General features: G+C 68.3%; 17 protein-coding genes. 3 read left to right on the top strand and 14 right to left on the bottom strand.

From position 1 onward, the window contains the following. The first annotated feature begins 65 nt into the window (after window positions 1–65). The gene (locus tag HNQ79_RS27340) at window positions 66–341 is read left to right on the top strand and encodes a hypothetical protein (RefSeq protein WP_221508215.1); all 276 of its coding nucleotides are present in this window, start codon (window positions 66–68) and stop codon (window positions 339–341) included. Window positions 342–844: 503 nt separating this feature from the next. Here HNQ79_RS27340 and HNQ79_RS27345 read toward each other — a convergent pair. The 8 genes from HNQ79_RS27345 to HNQ79_RS27380 all read right to left on the bottom strand — a co-directional run bounded on the left by HNQ79_RS27345 (window position 845) and on the right by HNQ79_RS27380 (window position 7,100). Continuing rightward, window positions 845–1,468, bottom strand: coding sequence for a restriction endonuclease (locus tag HNQ79_RS27345; RefSeq protein ID WP_185035548.1), 624 nt, complete (start codon window positions 1,466–1,468; stop codon window positions 845–847). A gap of 104 nt (window positions 1,469–1,572) precedes the next feature. Then, on the bottom strand, window positions 1,573–1,782 hold the full coding sequence (locus HNQ79_RS27350) for a hypothetical protein (RefSeq protein WP_185035622.1): 210 nt from the start codon (window positions 1,780–1,782) through the stop codon (window positions 1,573–1,575). Between the two features lie 721 nt (window positions 1,783–2,503). After that, window positions 2,504–3,040 (bottom strand): hypothetical protein, encoded by a 537-nt coding sequence (locus HNQ79_RS27355; protein WP_185035549.1) that lies wholly within the window; start codon window positions 3,038–3,040, stop codon window positions 2,504–2,506. Between the two features lie 3 nt (window positions 3,041–3,043). Beyond that, window positions 3,044–3,589 (bottom strand): matrixin family metalloprotease, encoded by a 546-nt coding sequence (locus HNQ79_RS27360; RefSeq protein ID WP_185035550.1) that lies wholly within the window; start codon window positions 3,587–3,589, stop codon window positions 3,044–3,046. 639 nt (window positions 3,590–4,228) lie between these two features. Then, window positions 4,229–5,221 carry a hypothetical protein gene (locus tag HNQ79_RS27365; protein WP_221508216.1) on the bottom strand — a complete coding sequence of 331 codons (993 nt, stop codon included), beginning with the start codon at window positions 5,219–5,221 and terminating at the stop codon, window positions 4,229–4,231. Next, the gene (locus tag HNQ79_RS27370) at window positions 5,221–5,799 is read right to left on the bottom strand and encodes an RNA polymerase sigma factor (RefSeq protein WP_229923741.1); all 579 of its coding nucleotides are present in this window, start codon (window positions 5,797–5,799) and stop codon (window positions 5,221–5,223) included. Before HNQ79_RS27370 ends, HNQ79_RS27365 begins: the two co-directional genes overlap by 1 nt. A gap of 604 nt (window positions 5,800–6,403) precedes the next feature. Further along, entirely contained in the window at window positions 6,404–6,718 is a 315-nt protein-coding gene (locus HNQ79_RS27375; RefSeq protein ID WP_185035552.1) for a hypothetical protein, read from the bottom strand. A gap of 46 nt (window positions 6,719–6,764) precedes the next feature. Further along, entirely contained in the window at window positions 6,765–7,100 is a 336-nt protein-coding gene (locus HNQ79_RS27380) for a hypothetical protein (protein ID WP_185035553.1), read from the bottom strand. A 199-nt stretch (window positions 7,101–7,299) separates the two neighbouring features. Between HNQ79_RS27380 and HNQ79_RS27385 the strand changes: the two genes are divergently transcribed. Beyond that, window positions 7,300–8,541, top strand: coding sequence for a hypothetical protein (locus HNQ79_RS27385; protein WP_229923742.1), 1,242 nt, complete (start codon window positions 7,300–7,302; stop codon window positions 8,539–8,541). Window positions 8,542–8,696: 155 nt separating this feature from the next. On the opposite strand, the gene dnaB is transcribed toward HNQ79_RS27385, so the two are convergent. The 5 genes from dnaB to HNQ79_RS27410 all read right to left on the bottom strand — a co-directional run bounded on the left by dnaB (window position 8,697) and on the right by HNQ79_RS27410 (window position 15,002). Beyond that, window positions 8,697–10,043, bottom strand: a complete 1,347-nt coding sequence (gene dnaB / locus HNQ79_RS27390; protein WP_185035554.1) for a replicative DNA helicase — start codon at window positions 10,041–10,043, stop codon at window positions 8,697–8,699. Between the two features lie 91 nt (window positions 10,044–10,134). Continuing rightward, window positions 10,135–10,785, bottom strand: a complete 651-nt coding sequence (locus tag HNQ79_RS27395) for a DciA family protein (protein ID WP_185035555.1) — start codon at window positions 10,783–10,785, stop codon at window positions 10,135–10,137. 205 nt (window positions 10,786–10,990) lie between these two features. Continuing rightward, complete coding sequence (locus HNQ79_RS27400; RefSeq protein ID WP_185035556.1) at window positions 10,991–11,506, bottom strand: hypothetical protein; 516 nt, start codon at window positions 11,504–11,506, stop codon at window positions 10,991–10,993. 197 nt (window positions 11,507–11,703) lie between these two features. Continuing rightward, window positions 11,704–12,543, bottom strand: a complete 840-nt coding sequence (locus HNQ79_RS27405; protein ID WP_185035557.1) for a DciA family protein — start codon at window positions 12,541–12,543, stop codon at window positions 11,704–11,706. Continuing rightward, on the bottom strand, window positions 12,540–15,002 hold the full coding sequence (locus tag HNQ79_RS27410) for a hypothetical protein (RefSeq protein WP_185035558.1): 2,463 nt from the start codon (window positions 15,000–15,002) through the stop codon (window positions 12,540–12,542). Before HNQ79_RS27410 ends, HNQ79_RS27405 begins: the two co-directional genes overlap by 4 nt. Window positions 15,003–15,241: 239 nt before the next feature. On the opposite strand from HNQ79_RS27410, the gene HNQ79_RS27415 reads away from it, so the two are divergent. Further along, window positions 15,242–15,748, top strand: a complete 507-nt coding sequence (locus HNQ79_RS27415; protein WP_185035559.1) for a hypothetical protein — start codon at window positions 15,242–15,244, stop codon at window positions 15,746–15,748. A 929-nt stretch (window positions 15,749–16,677) separates the two neighbouring features. Here the strand turns inward: HNQ79_RS27415 and HNQ79_RS27420 are convergent. Further along, on the bottom strand, window positions 16,678–16,998 hold the full coding sequence (locus HNQ79_RS27420; RefSeq protein ID WP_229923743.1) for a helix-turn-helix transcriptional regulator: 321 nt from the start codon (window positions 16,996–16,998) through the stop codon (window positions 16,678–16,680). Window positions 16,999–17,045 lie beyond the last annotated feature (47 nt).

Consider the following 17,045-nt stretch of genomic DNA (forward strand, 5'->3'; position numbering starts at 1 on the left):
TATCGTCCTGACCGCTTCGAAGGCGCGTGACTAGATTCGACCGCCTCCTGAGTAAGGTTCTGGCCATGGCTCAGGGAATGCGGCGGCAGCCCAAGGTGGACTTGGACAGCGGTGTCGAGGACGCGACGCTGCTCATCCTGGAGTGGCTCGGAGAGCAGGGTGTCGGTGCCATGATCCGGATCGACGCGGAGCGCGTGCGGGACGGTCGGCCCGCGTGGACGTTTGCCGCTTCTGGTGGGCCGCTGGACGGTGGGATGCGGGCTGACGGGGCCTCGGTTGCCGAGTGCATGGGTAGGGCGCTGCTGCGCTTGCGAGAGGCCGGGTTGGTTGTGCCCTTCTGAATGCTGTGCTCAGCATCGGAGTTGGTTGCGTTCAGTCTTGCGGTCTTGCCTGAGAGGGCCAGCATGGCGCACCAGGATGGAGAACAGGTTCTACCCAACCTGCCCGGGCCTTCTGGCTCCCAAGAACCTGAGCCAGCCCTATCAGGACGAGACCGCTCAGCATGAGCAGCGTGGTGCCTTCGAAGGGCATGATGCGGGCGGTCGCGAGAGCTCCTGCCAGCAGCAAGGCGCCAGCACCCCACATGCCAGGCCGTTTCACACCCCTGTTCAACCAGGGAAGAGCGACACGGTCAGCCACCACGGCCAGCACTCCCACGACACCCAACACCAGCGCCATCACCACGCTGACGGCCAGAAATATCACCGACACGTACCCTCCCCTTGATCACTTCTGCCGTGATGATCACACCAACTGCAGCTCACCACGATGCCGGACCCCGGCAGCGTGGCAACCTGCCGCCGCCGTCTCGCCGGGCAGCCGTGCCAGCCGATGTGCACGGTGATCAGGAGAGAGTGCCGGGTTTACGCGGTCGGGGTACGGCTGGGAGCAGTTCCCACAGGGGGCGCGCTCCGGCGGCCCATGCGGCGAGGGTGGTGCGGTCGACGACGTGGAGGCGTTGCTGCTGGGCGAAGGTCACCGCGGGTGCGGTCACCCGTCCGTTCGTCACGATGACCGCGACATCGGCGTGGTGTACGGGGCGTGCGGTGCCGTTGAGGACGTGGAGGTCGGGGGTGCCGACGGCGGCTCCGGCGAGACCGTTGCGCCGGTGTTTGCACTGGATGACCCACAGCCTGCCGTATGGGTCGGTGGCCTTCACGTCGGCGCCCTGGTCCCCGCCGCCGCCCACGCGGACCGCGTCCCGGCATCCGTCGCGGAACATCAGATCCCGGACGGCGTCCTCGAACCGGGAGTGGTGCAGCGCATCCAGCTGCGGCATCGCATACCGCAGGGCTTGCGCTTGTACGGCGTTCCAGCGGGCCCGCTGCTGCCGCTGGTACAGCCAGACACTTCCGGCTCCCGCCACCAGTACGCCGACGACGATGAGAAGCCACCAGTTCGCCAGCAGCCAGTTGACGGCCGACACCACCAGGCCCACACCCACGATGCCGGCCACGACGACACCCATGAGCTGCTCGTTCTCACGCTGACGCCGCTTACCGGACGTACGTGGACGCTGCTTTGAGCCGGTACGCCGGTTGCTTGCAGGTCGACGTCGGCGGGCGGGGGCGCTCACTGGCTGCTCTGGGTGACGCTCTGTACGAGCTGCTTCAGGAAGTCCGCGATTCCCTGCCCGACGGGGGTGGGCGCGATCAGGATGCCAAGGACCAGGACGATCAGCGCGGTGTTCCGTTCCTCGACGCGGCTGCGGGCCTGCGTTCGCCGTCGCAGCCGGAAGTACACGACGACGGCGAGCAACACCGCGACGTTGATGGTCAGAATCACCAGGCCCTCCCCCAGTACCGCCAGCGCGCCTACAGAGGCGCAGCCGCCTCGGCTCTTCTGTGTAGCGACAGCCTGATGGAGGTAACCGTGAGTTGCAGCAAAATGGCACAAAGTGATATGCCGATCGTCTGAATTCTGCCCCTGAGACGGCCCCGACGTCGCTCGAGCGATACCGGCAAACTGCACCAACACTGGCAGTTGCCTGCCTCCGTCACCTGACCAAACGCGCGCCGCGACGGGAAAGCCGCTCATCACGTCCCGGGAATGACGCTGGTCGCCCTCGAAGCGAACGGCTGATGTGGATGCGGCGTGTGCCCTCTCGTGCTCCAGCGCAGCATGACGGCGGGCACGGAATAGATCCCATGGGGGCGGTCCACGGCGGATCCGAAAATCGGCGAAAATCCCACGCCTCTCATAACGCAAGGGGTGACGCGCCGTGGCGTATTCGCGCGGCCGCACAAGCACCAGGCGTCCCCCCCTTCCACTGAGGCTCCGCTCCAGCGGCTTTGCGGGGGACGTCGGCTACGCCGCCGACCCCGCCACCTCGACCTGGGCTACCGGCTGTAGCTGCTCAGGCTGGCACTGCCGTTCCTCCGCCCCGATCGGATGGTGGGAATCCCACTGTGCTCTCCTGCGCGTCTCTGAACAGACATGGGCGCTCAATCCAGCAGGAAGGCTGTGACCGAGGGAGCACTCAGTCCGTACCGGCGGGTCGCACTCAGCACTGGGTGGGCTCGGGTGGCGTTGTTCCACTGCGGATGTGCTGCGTCCAGGCTGCAGTGGCAGTGGCCGCAGTGGCTTCGGGGGTGGTTTCCGCGTAGAGGGCGTAGCCGTCGCCGTAGCTGCCGCCGAGGTAGAAGCCGACCATGTACTGGTGGCCGGGGAGGAGGAGGTCGTAGCGGTTGGTAGCTTCGCTGGTGGTGTAGGAGCCGTCAGGTTTCGTGTCGACGGACTGACCGAGGGCGAAGGTGCGCGGGGGCGTGCCCTTCAGGGTTTTGTCCGTGCGGACTGTGACCGTCTGCACGCCGCCTGGGGTGGTCCGTTCCTCCGCGACGTAGCCCTGTTTTCCGGTCACGGTGACGAGCGCGACGTTCTGGCTCGCGGCGGCCACGTACTCCGGACGGGACAGGTCGGGGGCGCAGAGGGTGTGGGGGGAGGAAGTGTCGCCCTGCCACCAGGTGTAGCCCGCCCAGCCTCCTGCGGCCAGGCCGCAGGCGGACAGGGTTCCGACGAGGAGCGTGAAGGTGCGTTGCATGGGTTATCCCCAGAGTTTCCGGTAGTTGGCCTTGTCGATCTCGGTGGGCGACTGGAGTGGGTGCTGGGCGGGCTGGAGCCGCCACATGATCGACAGGATCCGGTCCGATTTGTGGCACAGGCCGAGTGCGTGCCCGAGCTCGTGCACCGCGGTGGAGCGCCAGGCGTCCCGTGTGTTGAAGGGGGCCTTGTCGAGCCGTCGTGTGTTGAAGTAGATGTGGTCGACGCCGGGGTGGGGAGCCCACCGGCCCAGATGGTTGCGCGTGGATGCCTCGTCGCGCCATTCGAGGTCGTTGACGGACGACGCGTTGTCCGGGGCGATCCGCACCCTGCTCAGGGCACCAGACTTCTGGTACCACTTGCCCACCGCCCACCGCAAGGCGTCGTTGTACTTGCTGTCGTCCTCCCAGAGCAGTTCCTTGCCGTCCACACTGGAGCGCCCCCGGGTCTCACGGTCTGCGGGGTCGGCGCATGGGGCGGCGGGGGCGGCAGCGGACGGCCGCTGAGCATGGCCGATGCCGGCCCCCAGGGCCGTCATGGTCACGATCATGAGTCCGACGGTGACGCGTAGCCGCGGCGGAGGAGGAGTCGGCATATGCAACTCAACGATTGCTACGCGATGCGGTTATGCGGGCGCAGCTATGTGAGGGCCGTCCGGCCGGGTGTTCGGACCCGTTCAAGCTCTCGAGCGGGGACCATGACGGTGGGGTTCGACGCAACCTACGTAACCCGGCAGGCAGTTCGCTCGGTGGGCGACCAATCCATAGCCGACCCTCAGCGGCTCACTGATCCGCACACGCCGTGACAGTAGAACGGGCCTGCCTCTGGACGCGAAGGAGACCGGCATATTCCGCCGCCGGCTCGCGGCGGCCGACCGGCGCGCCCACCGCACCGCCCCGAACGGTGCTCTGCCCGCCGACCGGGCTCTCGCGGTGCAGCAGAACGCCGTACGGGCGGGCGTGCCGGCAGAGCCGGTCGGCCGCCGAGCCCGGCCGCGTCCGGAGCAGCTCGGCGTCGGCTATTACTGGCTGTCCGCCGAGGGGCACCGATGGGCGTTCGTCGAGCTGTTCGCCCCGGACCTGACGCAGCAGATCTTGGGACGGAAGAATCCGGTGGCCGCCCTCGCCGCGCGGCCGGACCGAGCACTGTTGAGGCCGATTCGCATGTCTCCCCCGGCGGCGGTCGTTGGTCAGGCTTCAGCATGGATAACGGTGCTGCATCCTTCGGCAGCTACTACCAGGACTCCTTGCTCTTCGTCGGAGGGACGTGAGGCCTTGCGTACCCGTGCCTCCCAGTTCTCCGGCCAAATGGTCGTGACGTCCCACAGGATGCCTTCCAGGCCTACTCCGTCGAGTTTGGCGCTGCTCAGGTCCGCCCCGAGAAAGTCGTTGCTTGCCCGCTCCACCTCAGCAACCACTGCTTCCAGGGCGTTTGCCTCGCTGCAGTCGTGGGTCAGGTCATCGATCATGTCCTGAGCGACTGCGCCGACACCGAACAGGGAGTCGTGTTCCAGGCCACCCAGCGAGTGGACCGTCGGAGCCAGTTCTTCCTCCAGGAGATCCCGGAGTTCCTGGAGCCCGGTGAGGATGCGTCCTGTGTGGTGGCTCAGCAGGGCTTCGATGGTATCGAGGTAGTTGAGTCCGGCCAGTGCTCCGGGCGCCCGAGCCGGTTCCGGCAGTCGGGCCAGGCGGTCCAGATGCGACCTCACCGTATCGACCGCCCGCTCCGGGGTGCGGGCCAGCCGTGCGTTGCCGGCCAGTAGTCCGCTCAGTTCCTGCAAGGCGGTGATGCAGTCGCGCAGCGCATGAACCAGATCGAAGGGCCAGTACGTATGGGCCAGCCTGAGGGCCTGTGCCCGGTACTTCACCCGGATCGCGGGAGAGCGGCTCCACAGGAGCTCCTCTGCTGCCGAACGGCCTTCGGTTGCGGAGGCCCGCCCGGCCAGTCCGGCATGCGTCTCACGGAACAGACGGTCGCCGACAGCGCCGCCCACGGCCCGGTGCGTGGCGGCCAGGAGACGGTCGAGAGCAAGGTCCGGGGGGCGTAGTTCGGGTGGCCCCCCCTGAGCGTTGATGCGGTCCGCCACGGCGATGCCCAACTGCCGGTGAGCTGCCACCAGCAGGGCTTCGACGCCTTCCACGGAGTTCTGCCCAGGGTCTGCTGCCTGCGAGTCGGTACTCATCACACCTTCTTCCTTCCGCCTTCGCGGCGTCCTTCCAGACCCAGGTCTGCTTTTAGGGCTGCCCTTGCACGAGCAAGGTTCTGCCGCACCGCAGCCTGGGTCGTGCCCATGGCGCGGGCGCTCTCCTCTGTGGTGAACCCGTCCAGATGCCAGGCCAGTACGGCCCGCTGCTTGGCCGGAAGCTGGAGAAGCAGGGCTATCACCTCACGGCCCTCCTCCCCGATCTCGGCGGCCTGGGCCGGGGTCTGCCAGCGCAGCGTGGGTGGCGGCTCAGGCATGTCCGCACACGGATCTTCGACGACGTGCTGTTTCACCCAGGACCGCCAGGCCACCTTGCGCAGCCAGGCGCGCGGGTGAGTGATCGCGGCGCCGGGGACGCACATCTGGGTGAAGGCGTCCTGCGCTGCGTCCTGGGCCTCTGCCCAGGACGCCCCCTGGAAGAGCAGGAAGCGCACAAGAGCCGGGTACTGCTCGTCGTGCAGACTGCCCGCGAGCTCGACCCCGGGGAGCGGCGGAGCAGCTTCCAGCACTTCCACCGGGGGCAGGTCAGTGCTGAGCGCGTCCTCCACGGCGGTCACCTCCGCAACGCTCGTGTGCCGCCAGTCCGAGGCCCGGCCGGGAACCGGCAGGCGTAACGGCGGAGCCCGTCAGACAGCGCGTCCGATCGGTCAGTCCCGTCTCGGTGATGCGCGCCAACTCCACGCGGGCGGCCAGTCTCCGCTGAGCGATCCGCACGATGCCGCTGACCACGCTCAGAGCCACGGTTACCGCTGCTCCGACAGTCACTGGGTCCATTCCGCAACCTCTCCTTCCCGAACGGCCTCTGACAACCGCTCATACACAGGGGCACCCCCAACAGTGCGCAATGAAGCGGAAGTTGTGACATCTCGCAGGTCACACGCCGCTAGACCTGCATCCGTCTCGCTGCAGGTGCCGCGCAGGCCGTCGCGTGGCCTCCATACGGCACGCGCGGGCTCTTTCTCACAGTTCCCGCCCGCATCACCTCCCGTACGTCCCATCGGTGCCTGCAGGCTGTCAGCTGACGGCTACCCGCAGGCCGTAGCCGGAGGCGTCCTCCTGGGCCAGGTCCAGGAGCTGAGCGGTGTCGACGGCTCGGACGGTGCGGGGAAGGGACGGGGTCATGTCGCGATGAGGCCAAGAAGCCAGTGCGGCGCCGAGAGGTCAGCTGGGCCGGGATGCGATCTGCTGACGGGCAGGGCCCCAGACGTCCTCGAACTCCTCGAAGGTGAGTTGTTCGGGGTCGTGGCCTTCCCATTCCGAGACGGGCAGCTCGGCGGTGATCCCGAATCTGCTGTCGTAATCACCGAGGCGGCCTGCGTCGCGGGCCCGCTGCCACTCGGCGAGGGAAGCAGCTGCGATTGGGATCAGCTCTGGCCCTTCGAGTTCGACCTGCCGGATCACCCAGCCTTCGGCGTCGACCTCGAAGTAGAACCAGATGTCTTCCTCGTCCCAGTAGCAGCGCGTCCATGTGGTCACCAGGCCATGATGCCGGGCCAGAGGCGCCGCCCTACTCCGCTCTGTCTCATGACTGGACGATGAATCCTGCGGATCGGTCGAGCTGGAAAGGAGAACCGACCCGGGTTGGATCCCAACCTTGATCCCGTGCCTCTCGAATGCTGGCAACAACGTGAGCCGGACGAATGGGCTCCGCCTCGACGCCCACCCAGTTGCTGGGATGGGCCTGACCGCTGGTGACGATCAAGGTCGTGCCCGGCTGGCTGCCGCTGGCCGCCTCAACCGCATAGGTCAGCGGTGTCCAGCAGAGTCCCTGCATGTAGGAGGGCTTCCTGCGGATCCGCCAGCGGTACTCGATCCCGTCAACGGTTATGCGCCGGGAACCCTTCTTGTTCAGCGCCATCTTCGCCTCCTCCGCTGTGGGACTCTGCTGTGTTGCCGCGGTCGCGAAAAGCAGGTTGCACGCGAACGTACCGAACGTTGTCGCCGACAAGCGTCTTCGGGACTACGGATGGGTTGATCAGCCCATAATTGGAATCAGTGCCGAGCGACCCGGCGCATCGCACCCGCCCCGGGTGCACTCACCGCGATCGGAGAGCATCGTGAAGAACAGCCCGTTGTGGCGAGTGGTTGACAACGAAAGTGGTAGCCAGTCCATCGTCAGCACGCCCTCCGAGGCGGTCGCGTTCGTCAACAGCCGGTTCGACACCGATGACGGCGACGAGCCGTTCAGCATCACCGAGGTCGGTCCTCTCCTTCCGAAGCCGCTCGGGGTCATCACCGCATGGGCCGCCGAGAAGGACGGCGAGCGAACCGACGGGCGTACTGCCCCGATCACCATCAGGCCGGTTGTGACGGACAAAGCCGGAGAGTGCGATGACGTAGTGCTCTGGCGCGACGTGTACGTCTCCTGGGACCACGACATGTACACCGTCGAGGAGCCGGACAGCTCCGAGTACAGCGAGGCTTACAGCGCTGCCGAGTTGAGCGCGATCCTCGACGAGTACGCCGACGACTACGAGTACGCGCCTGAAGGGCCCGACAGCCACAGGTGGCCGAAACCGGAAGAGTTGATCACCTACGGCGCCCAGGAGTGCGCCAAGCGGTTCGGGCACCTCGACGACGACGCCCTGCTGTGGCTCGCTGCCACCCGCATCACGCTCGCCGTGTGGCGCAACACACCCGTCGAGAACTGGCATGCCGGGAAGAGTCCGCTCCACGACGGCACAATGATGCGGATCAACACGGCAACCACCCGACTCGTGCGCTCGATGCTGTCGTTCGACCATGTCGACTGGATCGGTCTCGGTCTCGCGATCGTCAACCCGTCCCGGGTTCTACCGACGGGGCAGTCTGTTCTCGAGCTCGGGCTGGCCTGCCACAATCCTGACGACCCGGCGCACGAGGCTGATCCGCGCGAAGAACTCGCGGAGATGGCACAGGACGCGATCGCTTGGGGGCGAGCGTACTGCCTTCGCGAGAAGACGTTCGGCTTGCGAACCCTGATCGAATTCTTCTGCGCGTCCGACAACGGCTGGTTCGGAACACCGAGTTGGGGACGCGTCGTCGATCGGTTCACTACGGCTGTCGACGACCGGGAGAATGCGCACTGGCACGTGCACCGAGACAAGCCTTGGTTCGACGAGTGGTTCACCAACCGCCCGGTCGACATTGCGGACACCACGGACCTTCGTCGGCTGCTCCATGCCGGGCCCGACCTGCTGTCCGAGGAGGCCGCCGAATGGTGCGTGGATGGTGCCATCGGCTACGTCTGCCGGGACGACCACGCGAACGGCTGCCTGCAGTGCGGCATCCCGCTGGCAACGGAGTCCCCCAACGAGTAAACGTGGGTACCAGCGTAGAAAAGCAGCAACCCACTGACCGCGCTCTCTCTTGCCTACTGCGACCTGCGAATCTCAGCATGGTGTCGGATCCGACTTCCATCCGACACCGACCGTGAGATTCCGACACGGAATTTGAGATCCCACATGGCCCGGGTCTAGGCGCGTGCCATGTCGATGAAACGCCCGTACATCGCTTGATGGGCGACGGTGAGTTTCGCTGTCGGGCCGTAGCGGTGTTTGGCCACGAGGAGGTCGGCTTCACCGGCGCGGGGTGAGTCCTTCTCGTAGGCATCCTCACGGTGCAGGAGGATGACGAGGTCGGCGTTGTCCTCCAGGGCGCCGGAGTCGCGGAGGTCGTTGATCTGGGGCAGCTTGTCGATGCGCTGTTCGGGGCTGCGGTTGAGGGTGGAGACGGCGATGACGGGGATCTCCAGTTCCTTGGCCAGGTGCTTGAGGCCGCGGGCAATTTCGGAGACCTCTTCGTAGCGGGAGCCGAGGGGGCGGGTGCCGTAGTGGAGCTGCTGGACGTCGTCGACGGTGATGAGCTGCAGGCCGTGCAGGCCGTGCAGGCGTCGGCAGCGTGCGCGGAGCTCGGTGAAGCTGGCGCAGGGGTCGTCTTGCAGGTAGAGCGGCGCTTCGGCGACTTCGGGCATGCGCCTGGACAGGCGGATCCAGTCCTGGTCGCTCATGGAGCCGGAGCGCATGTGGTGCAGCGGGACGCGGGCTTCTGCGGCCAGCAGGCGCATGGTGATGTCGATGCGGCGGGATTCCAGGGCGAACAGCGCCGCGGGCAGGTTGTGCTTGATGGCCGCGCAGCGCAGCAGGTCCAGGGCGAGAGTGGAGGTGCCCATGGCGGTGCGGCCGGCGAGGACGACCAGCTGGCCGGGGTAGAGGCCGCCGGTGAGCGCGTCCAAATCCTCGAAGCCGGTGGGGATGCCGACCGTCTGGCCGGGGTTGCTGCCGAGGGTCTCGATTTCGTCCAGGGCACCTTCCAGAATCTCGGTCAGCGGGTGTGCTGGCGGGATGAAGGACCGGCTGCGGCTGGTGGCGGCGAGGATCTCAGCCTGGGCGGTGTTGATGACCTCGTCCACACTGTCGACGGTCGCGCCGGCGGTGAGGTTGTCGATGTGGGCGGTGGCCACCTGCAGGCGGCGCAGCACGGCCATGGCCTGGACCGTATCTGCGGCCCTTTCCCACGTGCCAGTGCCGACGGGAGCGTAGGCCAGGGTGTGCAGATAAATGCTGCCGCCGGCCTTCGTCAGCTGGTCGTGCTTGGCGAGTTCGGCGCCGACCGTGACGGCATCCGCCGTCTCGCCGCGGGCGTAGAGCGCCAGGACGGTGTTGTAGATCAGCTCGTGCACGGGGCGGTAGAAGTCGTCGCCCACGAGGACTTCGACGATGTCGGAGATGGCGTCGGCCGAGCGCAGCATCGCGCGCAGCACGGTCTTCTCCGCTGCCAGGTCGTGAGGGGGCTGCCCCGCCTGAACGTTGTCCTCGCCCACGGAGCTCCTCCACACGTCAGCACGGGGGCCGGTGTGCCTCCGTGTGCACCGCAGGTCAGCGTAACGACCGGGGGCGCACCGGTGGGCCGGATCAGGACGGGGCGCCGCGCTGGGCGCGAGCTCGGGCCATGGCACGTGCGCGCACCAGTTCGCCCGGGGTCGCCGACAGCCGGTCGTCGCCGGCGGTGAACAGGTCCTCGGGTTCGCGGGGGGCTTGCGCGGCTTGCCGCCGCCGGGCGGCGAAGACCAGCTGTTCACCGGTCTGCGCATGCGGCTTGGGGTGCCGGAACGCCTGCGGCAGCGATGGGGCCTGCGGCCGCGCGGGCACGGGCGGGAGGAAGGCGAGCTCGCGTACTACCTGCTGGCCCAGAGCGTCGTTCACGGTGCGCATGATCTGCTGGGACCGGAAACGTCCCGTCGCCGCCCACACGGGAGACTCACCGCGCAGGCTCAGCACGCCGGAGCCGGGATCGAACCGGACCGCGATCAGGCCCACGGCGAGATTCCCGGCGAGTGCATCCCACTGGTTGACCAGGGTGGTCTCCACGGGAACGGGCCAGTCGAAGTGATCTGCGACTTCGGCGACCGTCACCTTCATCGGCACGGGCTGTGCTCCACCGGGCCGGGGCCGCGGGCGGGATCGGCGGGTGCCTGCCCGGCCGCGGTTGCGCCGGGCACCCTGGACGGCGTTGCGCAGGGCGATCCGTGCGAGGTCCTGCCCGTAGGGAGTCTGCTCTTCCACCGTCGCGCCCTCCTAGATCTGACCTTTCCAGTCGAGTCTGTCCTGTGCGGCTCACCCCGCCCCCTCCTGTCTCCGGTTGGCACGCTGCGCGCGGGGCCGGTCGATCGAGGCCGCCGCCTCGTCCGACATCACCGGCGGCTCGGGAACGCGCGGCGACGGAGTTCCCGCATCGTCCGGTTCCGCCGTTCCAGAGGAACGAGCAGATTTACCGTCGGCGGTCGCTGCGGGCGCGTACGACGATTTCCAGGGACACCAGCTGGTCCGCCCACGCGAACCAGGGCTCCATGTCGCCGAAGGAGGCGGCCTCCAGCTCTTCGGTGACGCGCCAGTCGAGGGCGCCCTTGGGGCTTGCTCCACCGAGGAACTGCGCATCGGCAAGCATTTTCTCCCGGTCTCGATCGAACTGGCGGACCAGCCCGTCACTGCTGCCAGGAAGGAGAACTGCTCCCGGCATGGACAGTGCTGCGCACAGGTCGCTCAAGGTCGGCTCTGCGGTCAGCTGCCGCAGATCGTCCAGCGAGAACCCTGGAGTGCCGCGGGCCAGCCTCTCCAGGAGCGCGGTCGCGAGCACGACGCACGCGCTGATGTGGCGCCAGGCCAGATTCTCGACAGCGTTCAGGTAGTCGACGGTGGCCGTCCCGAGTTCCAGCAGTGCGTCAGCGTGGCCGGTGAAGGAACTTCCGTCTCCGTACCGCTGGGCGTTGCCAAGCAGTTGGTCCACTCGGTGTCCCTGAGTATTTGCGCTCCTGAGTTCGTGCTGCAGGTCCGCGCAGGCACAGACCAAGTCGCGCAGAGCCTCCGCTTCGTCAACGGTCAGCAGATCCAGTCCAGGAAACGCAGGGCGCGTATTCAAGGTTCCTCCCAAGTAGTTGCTCGATCACGGTAGTGACGTGTCCGAACCGTCGGAGGGTGTTCACGTCACCTCACTGCTGAGGTCTGTTGCTGAAGTGCCGCAACGTCCGGCGCTGGAGCACTGCGAGACCGCTCGGCTCGGGCACGGCGTAGAGCGGCGGCCTCGGTCGCCGCGGCCTGGCGGCGCCGCTGGATGCAGGTCTGGTCGATCGGGGCTGGCGCATCGTGCGCGACGACGTCGACCTCGGGGAATGCCCGGCGCGACAGCTCCCGCATCGCGGCAGTCTGCCGCTCCACCGCCTTCGCGATGTCCGGGTCCGCCAGGGGCGGCCGTACTGCCTGGCGGTGGGCCTCGATCGCGCGTTGATACCCATCCGGCGGCGTCGGGCGCTCTATCGGTACGACCGGCGCGGTCAGTTGCGGCGCCGGGTTGGCGACCGGTACGTCGGGGCTGGCCTTCATGGGCGCGGGTGCCAGGACGTGCAGGGCGCGGACGTTCGCGTTCGGTACCCGCTTGTTGGCCGCCGCGACCAGCTTCGGCGCGTTCCAGCGCAGCTGCGTGCCGACTGCTGGGGCGTCGGGGACGACGTTTAGGCGGCCGGTGTCTGCGTCGAACGCCGTGGCCTGAACGCGCCCGGCGAGCTGGGGTACGGCTGCGGCGAGGATGGTGGCGAAGTCGGCGAGGACGCTTCCGCCGGCGGCCGGGGCGACCATGCCGCGCTCGGTCATCATGCGGCCGATCGTGCTGCCCAGTTCCAGGGGCTCGCGCCCGTCGCGCCGTACGACGGTGGTGGTGCGCCGCTTCGGCTTCCTGGCGGAAACGCCGTTCTTCTTCGCCGCTTCTCGGGCGGCGAGCAGGGCCTGGCGCGCGAGGTCGACGCCGCTCAGCTCCGTCTCGGTGGTCATGCGATCACCGCCCTTGCCGTGTCGCCGCCCAACTGGCGGGTGGCGAGCTCGGGCAGCCGGTCCGTCCACGGCGCGGACACGGCCGTCTCGGTGCGGGCCGCCTGCTCGCGCATTTGCTTCAGGCGCGTGGCCAGCAGGTGCTCGACAGCGCGTTCCCGGGCGGTGTCGGCGGCCTTCGTCGCCGCCGCGAGGGCATCCGCGCCGTGCGGGTTGTGCTGGAACCAGCGCCGGTTCTGCTCGGTCCGGTACGCCCGCTTCGCCTCGGCTTCGGCTTCCTCGGCCTGCCCCAGCATCGCCAGGGCGTTGCGCTGGTACTCCGCAAGGGCCTGCTCAGCGGTGTGGAGAGCCCCGAACGCGAGGACAGACGCGGTACCCGCCGGGTCGCCGCCCTGGTCGGCCGGGTCCATGGCGCGCAGGTAGTCGGCGCGGACAGCAGCGATCTGGCGCTCCATCACCTCCCGCACGTCGGCGGTGACGGCGGCGACGTCGCCCGGGTCGGTCAGGTCGGCGGACCAGGTGGCCGCGACCAGCCCAGCCTCCACGATCAGGGCCTCGGTCCGACGCCGGTAGCCGCACGCCTCGCACAGCCCGGCCGACCGGTCCTGCCCGCAGTCCTCGCACGCCAGGGCCTGGCGCACCGCATCGGCAGCAGCCGCGGCCGCCGCTTCGCGCTCCGCCCGCTCCTGGTCAGCAGCACGGGCCGCTTCCCGCCGGGCCTGCTCCGCGCGGGCCTGCTCACGGCGCCACACGAAGCTCTCCGCCTCGATGGCCGCCTGCTCCCGCATCCGCTCCTCGAGGACGCGCCGACGCTCACCGTCACCCAGGCCGGGCAGCTCCCGGTCGACGGCCGCAGCAAGCCGGGCGCGGCGGGCACGCCGGACGTGGAGCACGTTGCCGCAGTTCTCGCAGTCGCCGCCGGTGTCCAGCCGGATCCCGTCATCGCACCGCCGGTCCGAGCACGCCTGGCGCTGCACCAGACCACGCCCGATCAGCCACCCGTACGGCTTGTTGACCAAGGCCTCGCCGCCGGTCTGCTGAAGCCGGACCGTGAGCCGGCCGGCCAGCAGCTGCGGAGCCATCTCCGGATGGTTCAGCAGGCCCGCCAGCCGGGACAGCTCCGCCTCCGTCGCTGCTTCGACCTGGTCCTGCTGCCAGCCGGACAGCTGCTCCCACAGCCCCGAGACCGGCCCCAGAGCCACCCGCAGATCACGTCCGGCCGGGAGGCCCACCCTCCGCTGCTGCTGCGCCTTTCCACCACCCACGGCCTTCGGTCGGCCACCGGCACCGGCCACAGCAGCGCGCTGCCCCAGCTCCTCATCGACCGGGGACTCCTGCGGCTTTTCCCCGCGCAGCGGGCCGCCCTCCGCCACCGGCGACCCGCTCACGTCAGCGGCGGCATCGCCGTCGACGGCCTGGTCCTCGCGCACGCACGCGCGGTCCGGCAGACCACCGGTCCCCCCACGGCCTTCGCCGGAAAAGCCACAATCTAGCTGCTGAGGAACTACGGCAGTAACCCCAGAAGCGTGGTCTGCGTGGAGCTCTGCACCATCGGGACGCTCCTGATCCGCCGCATCCTTAGCGCCCTCAGCACCACCGAGCCCAGTCGTACCAAGGGCAGTGGCCGTACCGGCCGGAGCATGATCTCCGCCTGCACCATCGGGACGCGCCGAAAGTACGCTCTCAGGGCCCTGAACAGCCTCCACAGAGGCCAGCGTGCGGCCGTACGCGCGAGCCACCGGGAAAACCATGACCCGGGTCCGGCCGTTCATATGCGTCGACGTCGTCCGGCGCTGCCGCGCCACGACACCGGCCTCCGTCAGCCGTGCCAGGACCTTTCGGGCGCCCGAGGGCGAGCAGCCCAGCAGCCCGGCCAGCGTGGCCGCCCCGCGGCCCTCGCGCTTCTTCACCGAGCCGCCGCACAGCTGCAGCCAGCCCGACGCCCTTGTGTTCAGCACCATCAGCAGCAGCCCGAGCCGGTCGGTCGCGGCCCCCTTGCCTCTACGGCCGGCCAGCAGGCCCGGCGGCGTCGGCTCCTTGCCCTCAGGCGTCCAGCCGTGCCCGAACAGCGCCTCGATGAGGCGCAGCAGCGTTGCCAGCTCCGCCTTCGTCAGCGCCAGCGGATGCCCGGCCCCGCCGTGCGTGCGGGCCCGCCACAACGGCATCACCAGGCACCTCAGCCCCGTCGGATAGCCCTGCGCGTCCCGGACCTCCTCGGTGTGCACGCCGTCAGACGCGCGCAACGGGGCCAGCCCCCGGCGGTGCACCGTGGACTCCCCGACACCCATCCACCGGCCGAGCTCCGCAACCCAGATCGACGTCAGGTTGTCGTTCCGGTCGCCCTTGGGCGCCCGCGACTTCGCGTACAAGACCACCGCTGCGAGCCTCGCCACATCCGACTGTCCGGCGATCGACGGGTCAGCCAGCAGCGCCTGGACCGCGTTGCGCAGCCGCAGCCTCATTGCGCGACCGAGACGAAGCGGGTCGTCCAGGTCGCCGTCGACCGGCTTCCCGGAGTCCGGCACCGACCGCAACGCGGCCCGTTGCCGAGGAAGGACTGCTGTGCGCCCCGCGGTGTCATCGGAAGGGCGCGGCTGCCTTGCGGCGAGCGCCGCTCTCGTCATCACAGGGAGGCACCCCTGTCTACGCAGCACACCGCAGCGAACGGGAACCTGCCGTTGAACACCTCGTTGTACGGGACATGGCAGCCAAGAAGAAGCCCGCCGCCCGCCGCGCCCGCGAGGCCGCGCGTCGCGCCGCCGTAGCCGAACGCGCCCGCCCGAAGTACCTCTACGACCTCAAACCCCCGGGCACCTACTACCGCGAGTGGGACACCCCGCAAGGCACGGACGATGAAGCGATGAACAGGGTCAAGCGTGACTTCGGGCCGGACTCCGACGTAGCGCTCGGCATGCGTTTCATTCTGGAATACCGAAAGACCTACGGTCCGCGCGTTCCAGTAATGGCCGCGCGTCAACTCGATCAGATCGTCGTTCGTACAGACCTCGCGACCGATCTCGCTCAGACCATGGGCATCCCTCCAGAAGAAGCCCGCGAGCACCTGCACACCCTCCACGCGCGAGGAATCCTCCTGATCTCGGACGACGGCTCCCTGTGGATGACCGTCCCACCCGGATTCGGCACCAACGACCACTGGACGTTCGTGGACAAGAAAGCGGACAACCCGCTGGAAGGCGCTACCGAGTGATCCGAGAGCCGTAGCCGCCGTCCCGACCGGAGTGGCGGAGCAGTCCAACGTCGTTTGTGTCGTGGGGCTGGTGCACGTGCCGAAGCGGACACCCTCGTTTGGAGTGGTCAGAAACTGCGTCTCGTCTTCCATCTGCCGACCCTGCATCTGGCGACCTGTGGACAGAACCTGCTGAGCCCGGATCACCCCCGGCGCTCCCGCACGGCGGGCAAGAATCTCGAAAACCGTCCCACCCCACGGGAAACGCCCCCGGCGGACAGTGCCGTCGACGGAGGTGTCGACGACCTTTGCGAAGGGGTGCACGAACGGGGCGTTCGACATCACGACAGGGACCGGCGAGACCGCCCCGAAAGCCCTGCTCTCGTAGCTTCCTACCGGAAGACTCACTTCCTGTTGAAAGCAGGAGCAAGGTGATGAAGTGGACAGCGATCCCGTCACACGGGAAGTGCGAACACGGCGAACCTGTCCGAAACGGACATGCTCCCGCTTTTCAGGGGACACACAATCGGGCACTATGACGAGTACCTGCCTCCATATAGCTGGAACGGCCTGAGCCTCTCGAGGTCAGACGAACCAGATGTGCGGATGTGCGGACCTGCCCCCTTCGTGAGAAGAGGGCGGACACCGATCGGGCGGGGGGAGATTTCTCTCCCCTCCCGGTTCTCGTGACGTGCGAAGCCCCTGTGGTGGGGGCCACGCGGTGAAGCGAGTCGGTACTGATCTGGCTGTGGTGGCCGCGGTTAGTGGCCGGTGGTGCGGAGGCCCTGATGAGGGGCCGTGTGATGTTGAGCGGCTTGATGAGCCGCAGCTCGGGACCGGTTGCAGCCGGAACTGAGCGACCGACTCGGGTGAGCCCGGTCGGAGACGGGCCGCGCGAGGCCAGCGGGTGGTTAGTCCGCTTCTTGGCGCGCGCGGCCGATGGCCTTAGGTCATCCCGATCCCCCCTCGGAGGACGGCGTCGCGCTGCCCAAATCCAGTACAGCGGCCTCGGGGTAGCGCTTTGCGAGCTGGTTGAGCAGGTGGATGTACGCCTGTCGCTGCGGGCGCCGGGGGTTGCTCTTCCCTAGCTCCCAATTCACTACGGAAAGGCGCCTCACGCCCACCGCGTCCGCGATCTCCTGCTGGGTGAGGTTCGCGGCGAGGCGCAGCTGGGCGCGCACCCGCGGCGGGGGCAGGACGTCGTCCAAGCTCTCCAGCAGGGCGTCGACCCGCTTCAAGCGGTCCGGGTCGGACATAGCGCAAGCTCCCATGATCGATTGATCTGCGAAACATACACCATTTTGATCTGCGTCGGGGT

The sequence above is a fragment of the Streptomyces candidus genome, assembly GCF_014207445.1.
Lineage (GTDB): Bacteria > Actinomycetota > Actinomycetes > Streptomycetales > Streptomycetaceae > Streptomyces > Streptomyces candidus.

Coding starts and splice junctions, on each gene's coding strand:
- HNQ79_RS27410 (WP_185035558.1), bottom strand. CDS start 15,002: ATGAGGCTGCGGCTGCGCAACGCGGTCCAGGCGCTGCTGGCTGACCCG.
- HNQ79_RS27360 (WP_185035550.1), bottom strand. CDS start 3,589: ATGATCGTGACCATGACGGCCCTGGGGGCCGGCATCGGCCATGCTCAG.
- HNQ79_RS27380 (WP_185035553.1), bottom strand. CDS start 7,100: ATGGCGCTGAACAAGAAGGGTTCCCGGCGCATAACCGTTGACGGGATC.
- HNQ79_RS27405 (WP_185035557.1), bottom strand. CDS start 12,543: ATGACCACCGAGACGGAGCTGAGCGGCGTCGACCTCGCGCGCCAGGCC.
- HNQ79_RS27415 (WP_185035559.1), top strand. CDS start 15,242: ATGGCAGCCAAGAAGAAGCCCGCCGCCCGCCGCGCCCGCGAGGCCGCG.
- HNQ79_RS27420 (WP_229923743.1), bottom strand. CDS start 16,998: ATGGGAGCTTGCGCTATGTCCGACCCGGACCGCTTGAAGCGGGTCGAC.
- HNQ79_RS27345 (WP_185035548.1), bottom strand. CDS start 1,468: ATGGGTGTCGTCGTGGCCGGCATCGTGGGTGTGGGCCTGGTGGTGTCG.
- HNQ79_RS27355 (WP_185035549.1), bottom strand. CDS start 3,040: ATGCAACGCACCTTCACGCTCCTCGTCGGAACCCTGTCCGCCTGCGGC.
- HNQ79_RS27365 (WP_221508216.1), bottom strand. CDS start 5,221: ATGAGTACCGACTCGCAGGCAGCAGACCCTGGGCAGAACTCCGTGGAA.
- HNQ79_RS27340 (WP_221508215.1), top strand. CDS start 66: ATGGCTCAGGGAATGCGGCGGCAGCCCAAGGTGGACTTGGACAGCGGT.